General features: G+C 37.8%; 12 protein-coding genes. 6 read left to right on the forward strand and 6 right to left on the reverse strand.

The window, feature by feature from the left end; genetic code table 11:
• Positions 1–264: 264 nt before the first annotated feature.
• Positions 265–1,641 carry a tRNA uridine-5-carboxymethylaminomethyl(34) synthesis GTPase MnmE gene (gene mnmE, locus O1Q79_RS05930; protein ID WP_386690823.1) on the reverse strand — a complete coding sequence of 459 codons (1,377 nt, stop codon included), beginning with the start codon at positions 1,639–1,641 and terminating at the stop codon, positions 265–267.
• A gap of 227 nt (positions 1,642–1,868) precedes the next feature.
• Between mnmE and sodA the strand changes: the two genes are divergently transcribed.
• A complete protein-coding gene (sodA, locus tag O1Q79_RS05935; RefSeq protein ID WP_386690825.1) occupies positions 1,869–2,507 on the forward strand; it encodes a superoxide dismutase [Mn] in 639 nt (212 codons plus the stop codon).
• A gap of 173 nt (positions 2,508–2,680) precedes the next feature.
• Positions 2,681–3,046, forward strand: a complete 366-nt coding sequence (locus O1Q79_RS05940; RefSeq protein WP_386690828.1) for a YgiW/YdeI family stress tolerance OB fold protein — start codon at positions 2,681–2,683, stop codon at positions 3,044–3,046.
• A gap of 42 nt (positions 3,047–3,088) precedes the next feature.
• Here the strand turns inward: O1Q79_RS05940 and O1Q79_RS05945 are convergent, their stop codons facing one another.
• The 5 genes from O1Q79_RS05945 to epmA all read right to left on the reverse strand — a co-directional run bounded on the left by O1Q79_RS05945 (position 3,089) and on the right by epmA (position 8,149).
• Complete coding sequence (locus O1Q79_RS05945) at positions 3,089–3,700, reverse strand: YfgM family protein (RefSeq protein WP_386690829.1); 612 nt, start codon at positions 3,698–3,700, stop codon at positions 3,089–3,091.
• A gap of 3 nt (positions 3,701–3,703) precedes the next feature.
• Positions 3,704–4,981, reverse strand: coding sequence for a histidine--tRNA ligase (gene hisS, locus O1Q79_RS05950; RefSeq protein ID WP_386690832.1), 1,278 nt, complete (start codon positions 4,979–4,981; stop codon positions 3,704–3,706).
• A gap of 9 nt (positions 4,982–4,990) precedes the next feature.
• A complete protein-coding gene (gene ispG / locus O1Q79_RS05955; protein WP_386690835.1) occupies positions 4,991–6,097 on the reverse strand; it encodes a flavodoxin-dependent (E)-4-hydroxy-3-methylbut-2-enyl-diphosphate synthase in 1,107 nt (368 codons plus the stop codon).
• An 11-nt stretch (positions 6,098–6,108) separates the two neighbouring features.
• Positions 6,109–7,092 (reverse strand): RodZ domain-containing protein, encoded by a 984-nt coding sequence (locus O1Q79_RS05960; protein WP_386690838.1) that lies wholly within the window; start codon positions 7,090–7,092, stop codon positions 6,109–6,111.
• Between the two features lie 88 nt (positions 7,093–7,180).
• Entirely contained in the window at positions 7,181–8,149 is a 969-nt protein-coding gene (gene epmA / locus O1Q79_RS05965; RefSeq protein ID WP_386690841.1) for an elongation factor P--(R)-beta-lysine ligase, read from the reverse strand.
• A 293-nt stretch (positions 8,150–8,442) separates the two neighbouring features.
• On the opposite strand from epmA, the gene frdA reads away from it, so the two are divergent.
• The 4 genes from frdA to frdD are packed head-to-tail and all read left to right on the forward strand — an operon-like array spanning position 8,443 to position 11,772.
• Positions 8,443–10,251: a fumarate reductase (quinol) flavoprotein subunit gene (gene frdA, locus O1Q79_RS05970; protein ID WP_386690842.1), complete on the forward strand. Its 1,809-nt coding sequence runs from the start codon at positions 8,443–8,445 to the stop codon at positions 10,249–10,251.
• Positions 10,244–11,014, forward strand: coding sequence for a succinate dehydrogenase/fumarate reductase iron-sulfur subunit (locus tag O1Q79_RS05975; RefSeq protein ID WP_132302912.1), 771 nt, complete (start codon positions 10,244–10,246; stop codon positions 11,012–11,014). The genes frdA and O1Q79_RS05975 overlap by 8 nt, the downstream gene beginning before the upstream one ends.
• 8 nt (positions 11,015–11,022) lie before the next feature.
• Positions 11,023–11,415, forward strand: coding sequence for a fumarate reductase subunit FrdC (frdC, locus tag O1Q79_RS05980; RefSeq protein ID WP_386690846.1), 393 nt, complete (start codon positions 11,023–11,025; stop codon positions 11,413–11,415).
• A 12-nt stretch (positions 11,416–11,427) separates the two neighbouring features.
• Positions 11,428–11,772: a fumarate reductase subunit FrdD gene (gene frdD / locus O1Q79_RS05985; RefSeq protein ID WP_386690849.1), complete on the forward strand. Its 345-nt coding sequence runs from the start codon at positions 11,428–11,430 to the stop codon at positions 11,770–11,772.
• The last annotated feature ends 111 nt before the right edge of the window (positions 11,773–11,883 follow it).

The following is an 11,883-nucleotide window of genomic DNA, read 5'->3' on the forward strand; positions in this document are numbered from 1 at the left end:
CAAAAATATTTATACGCCATAAAAAAGTAGGTTAAAGATAATTACTATAAGGCTTTAACCCTCTTTTTAGCAACACTTTTTCTACTATATCAAATATATTGAGTATCACTTGTCAAGTAAAGAAGCCACATCATATCGTGTCACCCACATCTGGGAATGAGTTAACGGTTGAAAGCCTTTAAAAAATGGTATAACTAGCTTATAGGCTAAAAATCGCCCAAGTATAAAGCCCATAGAAGATCAAAAAATATTACATTTTTCAATCTACTTCCCGATGCAAAACGAACTAAAAATATTCCCTAACAAGTCATCCGATGTAAATTTCCCTGTAATTTCACTTAAATGTGTTTGTACTAAGCGTAATTCTTCCGATAACAATTCTCCTGCATGAAATTGAGTGAGTTGAATATACCCAAGTTGTAAATGTTCTACAGCTTTTTCTAGGGCTTCTAAATGCCGGCGACGTGCTAAGAAACCACCTTCTGTTGTGGTTTGATAACCCATCACTTGTTTTAAATGTTCACGCAACAGGTCAACACCTTGTTGAGTTTGAGCAGATAAACGAATGGTGATATAGCCATTTTCTTCGCTTAATCCTGTATTTTCTCCACTTAAATCGGTTTTATTGCGAATAATCGTTACGGGGAGCATTTCAGGTAATTTTTGTAAAAATTCTAACCGCACTTTGTCAAGATCTAGACTATCCGAATCCGTACTATCTAACATTAATAACACTCGATCAGCCCGTTCAATTTCGTGCCAAGCACGATTAATTCCGATACGTTCTACTTCATCCGTAGCATCACGTAAACCAGCAGTATCAATAATATGCAGTGGCATTCCATCAATATGAATATGTTCTCGAAGCACATCTCGGGTGGTTCCCGCAATATCCGTAACAATCGCGGCATCTCGCCCTGCAAGTGCATTTAGTAAACTGGATTTACCTGCATTAGGACGACCAGCAATAACAACTTTCATTCCCTCTCTCAGAATAGAACCCTGTTTAGCTTCGGTTCGCACTTGATTAAGTTGAACAATAATTTCATTCAATTTAGTTTCAATCTTACCATCTGCTAAAAAATCAATTTCCTCATCTGGAAAATCAATCGCAGCTTCAACATAAGTTCGCAAATAGATAACTGAATCAACTAATTGATTAACTTTATTAGAAAATTCACCTTGTAAGGATTTCAATGCAGAACGGGCAGCCTGTTCAGAACTAGCATCAATTAGATCAGCAATAGCTTCTGCTTGAGCAAGATCGAGCTTGTCATTTAAAAAAGCCTGTTCAGAAAATTCACCAGGACGAGCCAAACGCACACCCTGTACTTGCAAAATACGTTTCAATAACAGATCTAGTACGATTTGACCACCATGTCCCTGCAACTCCAACACATCTTCCCCAGTAAAAGAATTAGGCGACTTAAAAAATAACGCAATCCCTTGATCTAATACGCTACCATCGACATCTTTAAAAGGTAAGTAATTAGCAAAACGTGGCTTGAGATCTTTTCCTAGCACGGTTTGAGCAACATGACTAGCCAAGGGACCTGATACTCGCAAGATTCCCACCCCACCACGACCAATGGGGGTAGCTTGTGCGACTATTGTTTCTATTACATTATTTTCGATTGTCATAAAACTTTCCTAAAAATAGATATCTAAATTTTTTTAATTTTACTTGAATATATCCATTATTGTAATAGTTAAAAAAATCTTTTATTTTTTCAAACTAACTTATCATTCTACTTAACAAAAAATTTACATTTTTAATGATCTATATCAAAATTTTTGTTAATATGGTTATGGAATCTGTAGATACGTTCTACAAAAATACCTACTCACTTATTAAAAAGGAAAATATTATGACTTACACTCTACCAGAATTAGGTTATGCCTACGATGCATTAGAACCACATTTTGATGCTCAAACTATGGAAATTCACCACAGTAAACATCACCAAGCTTATATTAACAATGCTAATGCTGTATTAGAAAACTCACCAGAGTTAGCAAAATTAGCTGATCAAAATTGCCCTGGGTCATTCTTAAAAAATCATTTAAGTAGCGTACCTGCAGATAAATTCACCGCACTTCGTAACAATATCGGGGGTCATGTCAACCACAGTTTATTCTGGAAATCATTGAAAAAAGGCACTACCTTACAAGGTGCATTAAAAGCTGCGATTGAACGTGATTTTGGTTCTGTTGAAGCATTCAAAGCAGAATTTGAAAAAGCTGCAGCCACTCGTTTTGGTTCAGGTTGGGCGTGGTTAGTGTTAAACGATGGTAAATTGAGTGTAGTTTCTACTGCTAATCAAGACAATCCATTAATGGGTAAAGAAATTGCTGGTTGCGAAGGTTTCCCATTATTAGGCTTAGACGTTTGGGAACATGCTTATTACCTAAAATTCCAAAACCGTCGTCCAGATTACATTAAAGAATTCTGGAATGTGGTGAACTGGGATTTTGTGAACGAACGTTTTGAGAAAAATGCTAAATAATTTTAAATAAACATGACAGGAATCGGCTCAAATGAGCCGATTTTTTTCTCAAAAATAAACCGCTCTTAAGATTTAATTAAGATTTCCATGTTTTAATGAATCTCAATCAAAGCTAAACAGTTTTCCTCAAGCAATGTACTAGCACTACAATATATATCAATAAGGAGAAAAAAATGAAAAAATTACTGACTATTGCACTTATTGTTGCTTCAACGACAGCATTTGCTGGATTTGATAATGACCATGCAAAAGGCGGTTTCAATGGTGGTTATGTTGGAACACCAACAAGCGTAGCTCAAGCCTTAAAAGCAAAAGATGATGCTCAGGTTATTTTAACTGGTTACATCACTAGACAAATTGATCATGATGAATTTTTCTTTAAAGATTCAACGGGTGAAATTAAAATTGAAGTAGATGATCATGCTTGGAATGGTCTAAATGTTTCGCCAAATGACAAAATTACGATTCAAGGTAAAGTAGATCAAGATGCGTTAAAAGCTGCTGAAATTGAAGTTTATAATATTCGGAAAGCAGACTAATGTCTAAAAAAGCAAAACGGGCGAAAGCCCGTTTTTTATAGGTTATAAATTATTCAACAAGACTTTCGCTTCTTGCTGTTCTAACGCTGAACCATTTTCTAATACGGATTCAAAACTTTGTTTAGCTGCATCTTTATCGCCTTTGGCTAACTGAACTTTGCCACTTAATAAATTTTTTCTCCCCGCCCAACTAGCATCTTTTACTAAATTTAAGGTACTTAATACATCATCAAATTTATCTTGTTGTAGTTGCACTTCAGCTAATCGAATACCAGTCACAGAAGCCAGAATTTCATCTGGTGCCTGTGTCATTGCCTCTTTTAAAGTTATTTCTGCTTGAGAAAGTTCTTGATTTTGCACCGCACTTTTGGCTTTTTCTAATAACGCTAAGGTCGCATAACCCGTTTTACTATGCTCTTTTACGAAAGCATCAATTTGTGCATTTTTTGTGGTAGCATCTGTATTGCTATAAATCACCTGATCGTATTGTGCTGATATTTCTTGAGCTTTAGTGATTTGGTAATCCTGCCAAAAACGCCAACCAAACACCCCACCAGCCCCAATAATCACGGCAGCAATAATACTTTTATAATTTTCTTTCCACCAAGATTTAATTTCATTGAGTTCTTGTTCTTCTAAACTGGTATAAGCCATAATTTATTCCTTAAATACTTGAGTTAAATAAGCAACTAATTCATCAACTGCAACTGCTTGTTGCTCGGTGTTGCCTAATAAATCTTTTACCATAACTTGGTTAGATTGTACTTCACTTTCGCCAATCACAATAGCTAGTCTTGCCCCAACTTTATCGGCACGTTTAAATTGTTTTTGGAATTTGCCACCGCTACAATGCGTCATAATACGTAAGTGCGGTAATTCCGAACGAAGTTTTTCAGCAATTTTGAAAGCTGCCAAAGTGGTTCCTTCACCTGCAAAAACAAGGTAAATATCCACCGCACTTTGTACTGGAATAGATTTATTTACTTCTTGTACTAACAACACTAAACGCTCTAAACCCATAGCAAATCCAACACTTGGTGTAGCATGTCCGCCTAATTGTTCGACTAAGCCATCATAACGACCACCACCGCAAACCGTGCCTTGAGCCCCTAATGCAGTAGTTACCCATTCGAATACCGTTTTGTTGTAATAATCTAAACCACGCACTAGTTTCGGGTTAATTTCGTATTGAATGCCCATTTCATCTAATAATGTACAAAGTTGAGCAAAATGTTCACGGCTTTCATCATCTAAATAATCAAGTAATTTGGGTGCATTGTTTAACATGTCTTGTAAAGCTTGATTTTTAGTATCTAAAATACGTAATGGATTTTTCTCTAAACGGTCTTTTTCTTCATCACTCATCAAATCCAAATGATTTTGCAAGAAATCAACCAATGCCGAACGGTAATTTTGGCGTGCATCTAGCGAACCGATAGAATTGAGCTGTAAAGTTACATACTGATCGATACCTAATTCTTTCCATAAGCGAGCAGTAAGTAAAATCAATTCTGCATCAATTTCAGGATTGGCAATACCAAAAATTTCTACCCCTGCTTGATGAAATTGACGATAACGCCCTTTTTGTGGACGCTCATGACGGAACATCGGTCCAATATACCATAAACGTTGTTCATTATTATAAATCCAGCCATGTTCCACGGCTGCACGCACACAACCTGCGGTACCTTCAGGACGGAGCGTAAGTTGCTCATCGTTATCCCAGAAAGTGTACATTTCTTTGGAAACTACATCGGTAACTTCACCAATGGCACGAGCAAATAAAGGGGTGCTTTCCACGATTGGCATACGCACTTCGCTGTAACCATAACTCGCTAACACATGACGAACTTTGTTTTCTACCCATTGCCACAATGGACTTTCTGTTGGAGAACAATCATTCATTCCCCGAATGGCTTGAATCGTTTTTGCCACAATATTTCCTTAAATAATTCTGTTTCTGGGATCTTGTTGTGATACTTTAGCTCGAATTTTGGCTTCAAGCTGATCAATGAGATCATCATTATCAAAGCGTTCTTTCTGACGCTCACCATCTAAATAATAACCGCTTTTTTTGTTACCACCCGTAACACCTAAATCAGAGACCAAGGCTTCACCCGGTCCATTCACTACACAACCGATAATTGATACATCCATCGGCGTAATAATATCCTCAAGGCGTTGTTCCAACGCATTCACTGTCCCTATCACATCAAATTCTTGACGAGAACAGGTTGGGCAAGCAATAAAGTTAATGCCACGAGAACGAATACGTAAGGATTTTAAAATATCAAACCCCACTTTGATTTCTTCCACTGGATCCGCTGCTAATGATACTCGCAACGTATCACCAATTCCTTCGGCTAAAAGCATGCCTAAACCCACCGCACTTTTTACCGCACCTGCTCTGGCTCCGCCTGCCTCGGTAATACCAAGATGTAACGGCTGTTTAATCGCTTTGGCTAACAAACGGTAACTTTCCACCGCTAAAAAAACATCTGACGCTTTTACACTCACCTTAAATTGATCGAAGTTTAAACGATCTAAAATTTCAACATGACGTAACGCACTTTCCAACAAGGCTTCTGGGGTTGGTTCTCCATATTTTTCTTGCAGATCTTTTTCCAACGAACCTGCATTTACGCCAATACGAATCGGAATATTATTATCTCTAGCACAATCCACTACGGCACGAATGCGATCTTCACGTCCAATATTACCAGGGTTAATCCGTAAACAATCCACACCGTATTCTGCCACTTTCAAGGCAATCCGATAATCAAAGTGAATATCCGCTACCAACGGCACATTCACTTGCTGTTTAATTAATTTAAAGGCTTCGGCAGCATCCATAGTTGGTACAGAAACCCGAACAATATCCGCCCCTACTCGCTCAAGAGCTTTAATTTGAGCAACCGTTGCTTCTACATCTGTGGTACGAGTATTGGTCATAGATTGTACGGCAATGGGAGCATCTCCCCCTACTGGCACTTTACCTACATAAATTTTTGTCGATTCACGACGTTTAATGGTTGGTTTAAAATCTGACATAATTCTCGTTATTATTGTAATTTAATGCGAGCAACACGACCATCAATTTTCAATGGATAGTCCTCACCTTTATAGGTAATTTTTACATTAGATGGTGCACCGATAGTTAATGCATAAGGCCCTTTACCATCTAACGTAATCACTTCACCTTGTTTATATTCTTTTTGCGTCACCAAATTATGATGTTTTGCATCACGTACCGCAATCCAGCTAGTGGCTGCTATTATTTCAATTTGTAAATCCCCTGTCGCAACATTATCTTCTGTATTTTGAGCATTATCCTCCACGGCTATTGAATCGGTTACATTATCTTTCGTAGTATGCTGCATAAGGATCCCTTGTGCTGGACTATCTACACTTTCCATTGTATTTTCTTGTTGGTTAGTATCTGTATTTGTTATCGCATTACTATTTTCTGGATTATTTTGCACCGCACTTTCTGATATTTGTGCGTTAGCTTGTGTTGAATCCACAACAGCTGTTTCTGCCATGATTACTACATTATCGCTATGCTCTAGCGATTTATTCCGTCCTTCCGTTGAGACATAATTTTGCACTAAATTATCACGCTCGGAATTCGTTTGTTGATAATTTTCCCACCACCAAAGGGCAGTCATTCCAATCACAAATAAAAGAACAAAAGCCGTTAACCAACCAACCCATCGACTATGCGAAGAATGAGGATTCACCACTTTTTTGACTTTAACGTGTTTATTTAAATCATTCCTTACCGCCCTACCAAAATCAATCGCACCATCTTTCCATAAGCTATCTGGCAATTTCAAAAATTCAGCATAATTACGCACATATCCCTTCATAAAAGTAGCAGGAATATTTTTCTGCACAAATTCATTATTTTCGATACTTTCTACCACAATAGGGCGTAAATTCACTTTTTCTGCGACTTGTTCAATAGTTAAATTGAGCTTTTGACGAGCTTGGCGGAAAGTTTCCCCTACGGTTATTCTTTCTGCTGAATTAATCTGCGTATCCATAAGTTCAAGTATTTCCTAAAAATATAAAGATAAAATTAAATGGCTAAGTTTAAAGTCGTCATGGCGGTTTTGCAACTGTTATTTATTGCTAGGCATTTGTAATTCCGAAAGCCATCACCTGTTCAATAGTTTCAGCACCTAAAGCAATCATCATTAATCGATCCACCCCTAAAGCCACACCTGATGTATTAGGCATGCCTGCTTGCAAAGCTGCTAGAAAACGAGAATCAATTGAACGTATCGGCAAACCTAATTTCTGACGTACGTGATTATCTTGCTCAAAACGATTAAATTGTTCATGAGCATCAGTCAATTCATGGAAACCATTAGCCAGTTCTAACCCTTTATAATAGAATTCAAAACGCTCTGCTACACGATGATCTTCCGAACTAATTTGTGCTAACGCTGCTTGACTCGCCGGGAAATGATAAATAGCCACCGGACGAGTTTGACCAATTTTAGGCTCCACGACTTCACTAAACAGAAATTGTAACAAAGTATCTCGATCTTCATTTTCATCACAAATAAAATTATATTTTTTAGCTTTACTGATTAACTCGGCTTTACTTGCTGATAAAGGGTCTAAACCAACATATTGTTGAAAAACAAACTGATAACTTAAACTTTCAGTGGGTTCACAATCTAAAATATTTTGTAATAAATCATCCACCTCATTAATTAATCGATACATATCAAAAAATGGACGATACCATTCTAACATAGTAAATTCAGGATTATGACGGCGACCTGCTTCTTCATTACGAAAAACATGACAAAGTTGGAAAATCGCCCCTGAACCTGCTGCTAACAGGCGTTTCATATGATATTCTGGACTCGTATTTAACCACAATGTTTTCGGTTTGTTAAAGGGAGCAACAAACTCGGTGCTGAAGGTAGATAAATTAACATCTGTCACACCAAATTCACTCAGAATTGGCGTTTCCACCTCCAAAATACCACGTTCAGAAAAAAAACGACGAATTTCTGCCATGATTTTAGCACGAGCAAGTAAATTCTTAATTGTGGCAGTTGGCTGCCATGAAGTCTCTGTTGACATAAAAATAAATTAATGTGAAAAAATAGGCTTTATTTTAACTTGAATTCAGTAAAAAACCAAACATAACGAAATAGAACAAAATACCAAAATAAGCATTTTTTATTACTTTCAATAATAATAAAAATCATCTTTAACCTATTAATAATTCTTATTTTTGCTAACTACAGTGCATTTTACCTAAATATTTGAGCTAGATCACATTTCTAACAATTAGATTAAAAAAGAGATAGTAATTTATTAAAATTTAAGTAACATTATTATTGTTAATTAATTCTTTTGTGGGGGACATAATTGTGCAAATTGTCAATGTAGATATTGCGATTGTCGGTGCTGGTGGTGGTGGATTACGTTCTGCGATTGCTGCAACAGAAGCCAATCCTAATCTTAAAATCGCTTTAGTTTCAAAAGTTTATCCTATGCGTAGCCATACAGTTGCGGCTGAAGGTGGTGCGGCAGCGGTTATCAAAGAAGAAGATAGCTACGATAAACACTTTAATGACACCGTATCTGGTGGTGACTGGTTATGTGAACAAGATGTTGTAGAATATTTTGTTAAACATTCTCCTGTGGAAATGACTCAACTTGAACGTTGGGGGTGTCCTTGGTCTCGTAAACAAGATGGTGATGTGAACGTTCGCCGTTTTGGTGGGATGAAAATCGAACGTACTTGGTTTGCCGCCGATAAAACTGGATTCCATTTATTACATACGCTTTTCCAAACGTCTATTCAATATCCACAAATCCAACGTTTTGATGAACATTTTGTGTTAGATATTCTCACTGATGATGGTCGCGCGTGTGGTTTAGTTGCAATGAATATGATGGAAGGCACCTTAATTCAAATCAATGCCAAAGCCGTAGTTATTGCAACAGGTGGTGGTTGTCGTGCGTTCAAATTTAATACTAACGGCGGTATCGTTACGGGTGACGGTCTTTCTATGGCATATCGTCACGGAGTGCCACTACGTGATATGGAATTTGTACAATATCACCCAACCGGTTTGCCAAATACCGGTATTTTGATGACTGAAGGTTGTCGGGGTGAAGGTGGTATTTTATTAAATAAAAATGGTTACCGCTACTTACAAGATTATGGTCTAGGTCCTGAAACACCAGTGGGTAAACCAGAAAATAAATATATGGAATTAGGTCCTCGAGATAAAGTATCCCAAGCATTCTGGCAAGAATGGCGTAAAGGTAATACCCTAAAAACAGCCAAAGGTGTTGATGTGGTGAATCTTGATTTACGCCACTTAGGAGAAAAATACTTACATGAGCGTTTACCATTTATTTGTGAGTTAGCACAAGCCTATGAAGGGGTAAACCCAGTTGAACAACCGATTCCTGTTCGTCCAGTCGTTCACTATACCATGGGTGGTATTGAAGTAGATTTCAACAGCGAAACCTGTATTAAAGGCTTATTTGCTGTGGGTGAATGTGCGTCCTCCGGCTTACATGGTGCCAACCGTTTAGGTTCTAACTCATTAGCGGAACTTGTCGTATTAGGTCGTGTAGCGGGTGAATATGCAGCACAACGTGCGCTAGAAAATGTTTCTATTAATCAGGATGCCGTTGATGCTCAAGCTCGTGATGTGATTAAACGCTTGGAAGATTTATATAACCAAGAAGGTACCGAAAGTTGGGCACAAATTCGTGAAGAAATGGGTATGTCTATGGAAGAAGGTTGTGGTATTTACCGTGACCAACAAAGTATGCAAACGACCGTGGATAAAATTGCCGAATTAAAAGAACGCTATAAACGTATTCGTATTCAAGATCGTTCAAGCGTATTTAACACCAACGTGCTTTATACTGTGGAATTAGGTTATATCTTAGATGTAGCACAATCCATTGCCAACTCAGCCATTGAACGTAAAGAATCTCGTGGTGCGCATCAACGTTTAGACTATGTGGAACGTGATGATGTGAATTACTTACAACATACCTTGGCGTTCTACAATGGAGAGAGTGCACCACGCATTGAATACAGTCCAGTGAAAATTACCAAATCACAACCAGCGAAACGTGTTTACGGTGCAGAAGCAGATGCGGCGGAAGCGGCTAAAGCAGCGGCTAACAAAGGGGAGAAAGCAAATGTCTAATGAATCAATTATGACGGTAGAAGTGCTACGCTATAATCCTGAAGTGGATCAAAAGCCACACCTATGCACTTATCAAGTACCTTATGATAACCAAACATCTTTATTAGATGCGTTAGGTTACATTAAAGATAAACTGGAACCCGAACTTTCCTACCGTTGGTCTTGTCGTATGGCAATCTGTGGTTCTTGTGGGATGATGGTGAACAATAAACCAAAACTCGCATGTAAAACATTCTTACGTGATTACAGTGGTCACATGCGGATTGAACCATTAGCCAACTTCCCGATTGAACGTGATTTAGTGGTGGATTTAAGTCACTTTATTGAAAGTTTAGAAGCCATCAAACCTTATATTATCGGCAACAAAATGCCGGAATTAGACGGTCAACCACATCCATCAGCAGAATTGGCGAAAAGTCGTACCAAACAAACACCAAAACAACTTGAGAAATACCGCCAATTCTCCATGTGTATCAACTGCGGTCTTTGTTATGCAGCTTGTCCACAATTTGGTTTAAACCCAGAGTTTGTTGGTCCTGCGGCGTTAACGCTTGCTCACCGTTATAATTTAGATAACCGTGATCATGCTAAAGCACAACGTATGCCAATTATCAATGGAGACAACGGGGTTTGGTCTTGCACTTTCGTAGGAGCTTGTTCAGAAGTTTGTCCGAAACACGTTAACCCTGCTGCAGCAATTAACCAAAGCAAATTAGAAAGTGCTAAAGACTATCTAATTTCAATGCTTAAACCAAAAGCTTAGGGGGAGTTATGACTGAATTAGCAAGTAAACGTAATAAATATCATCGTGAAATGACTGCCACTTGGTGGAAAAAATGGAATTTTTATCAATTCTATATGCTGCGAGAAGCCACTGCATTTTCCGCTGTTTGGTTCTGTTTAGTTTTACTTTATGGCATCATTTCTTTATGTAGTGAAAACGGCTTTGTAGAAAACTTTATTCCTTTTTTGCAAAACCCTGTCGTCATTATTTTGAATCTGATTTCAGTGGCCGCATCCATTTTACACTCCGTGACATTTTTCCATATGTCTGGCGAAGTAATGTCTGGCACATTAGGCGTAAAATCGGAGCTAATCCGTAAAGGATTCTACGTTATTTTCGCTGTGGTCAGTGTTGTTCTTCTGATTTTAGCTTTTATTTAAGGGGATAGAACTATGGTTGATCAAAATCCAAAACGTTCTCAAGAACCACCTGTATGGTTGCTATTTAGTGCCGGCAGTGCTGTCAGTGCGTTGGCTTTTCCTGCATTAATTTTAATTTTAGGTATTTTATTACCCTTTGGGATAACTTCACCTGACAGTATTATTGCATTTAGTCATCACTGGTTAGGCAAATTAGTGATTCTCGTTTTAGCCATTTTTCCAATGTGGATGGGATTACACCGTGTACATCACGGTATGCATGATGTAAAACTTCATATGCCAAATGGTGGACTTATTTTCTATGGTTTAGCTGCAATTTATTCAATTGTTGTGATTGGTGCAGTGATCGCCATCTAAATTACATATAATTAAAAATAGGTATCCTTGCGGTACCTATTTTTTTGTTTATTTTCACCGCAGTTAGGCCTTAAAAGATGATCCAGATCACAATTTAGTAAAAATATTTCG

It is taken from the genome of Lonepinella sp. MS14434, assembly GCF_042468235.1.
Taxonomy (GTDB): domain Bacteria; phylum Pseudomonadota; class Gammaproteobacteria; order Enterobacterales; family Pasteurellaceae; genus Lonepinella.

What these genes read in the sequence shown, in the direction of transcription:
- O1Q79_RS05975 (WP_132302912.1), top strand. Translation starts at nt 10,244, where the DNA reads ATGTCTAATGAATCAATTATGACGGTAGAAGTGCTACGCTATAATCCT.
- O1Q79_RS05940 (WP_386690828.1), top strand. Translation starts at nt 2,681, where the DNA reads ATGAAAAAATTACTGACTATTGCACTTATTGTTGCTTCAACGACAGCA.
- frdD (WP_386690849.1), top strand. Translation starts at nt 11,428, where the DNA reads ATGGTTGATCAAAATCCAAAACGTTCTCAAGAACCACCTGTATGGTTG.
- ispG (WP_386690835.1), bottom strand. Translation starts at nt 6,097, where the DNA reads ATGTCAGATTTTAAACCAACCATTAAACGTCGTGAATCGACAAAAATT.
- epmA (WP_386690841.1), bottom strand. Translation starts at nt 8,149, where the DNA reads ATGTCAACAGAGACTTCATGGCAGCCAACTGCCACAATTAAGAATTTA.
- sodA (WP_386690825.1), top strand. Translation starts at nt 1,869, where the DNA reads ATGACTTACACTCTACCAGAATTAGGTTATGCCTACGATGCATTAGAA.
- mnmE (WP_386690823.1), bottom strand. Translation starts at nt 1,641, where the DNA reads ATGACAATCGAAAATAATGTAATAGAAACAATAGTCGCACAAGCTACC.
- frdC (WP_386690846.1), top strand. Translation starts at nt 11,023, where the DNA reads ATGACTGAATTAGCAAGTAAACGTAATAAATATCATCGTGAAATGACT.
- O1Q79_RS05960 (WP_386690838.1), bottom strand. Translation starts at nt 7,092, where the DNA reads ATGGATACGCAGATTAATTCAGCAGAAAGAATAACCGTAGGGGAAACT.
- O1Q79_RS05945 (WP_386690829.1), bottom strand. Translation starts at nt 3,700, where the DNA reads ATGGCTTATACCAGTTTAGAAGAACAAGAACTCAATGAAATTAAATCT.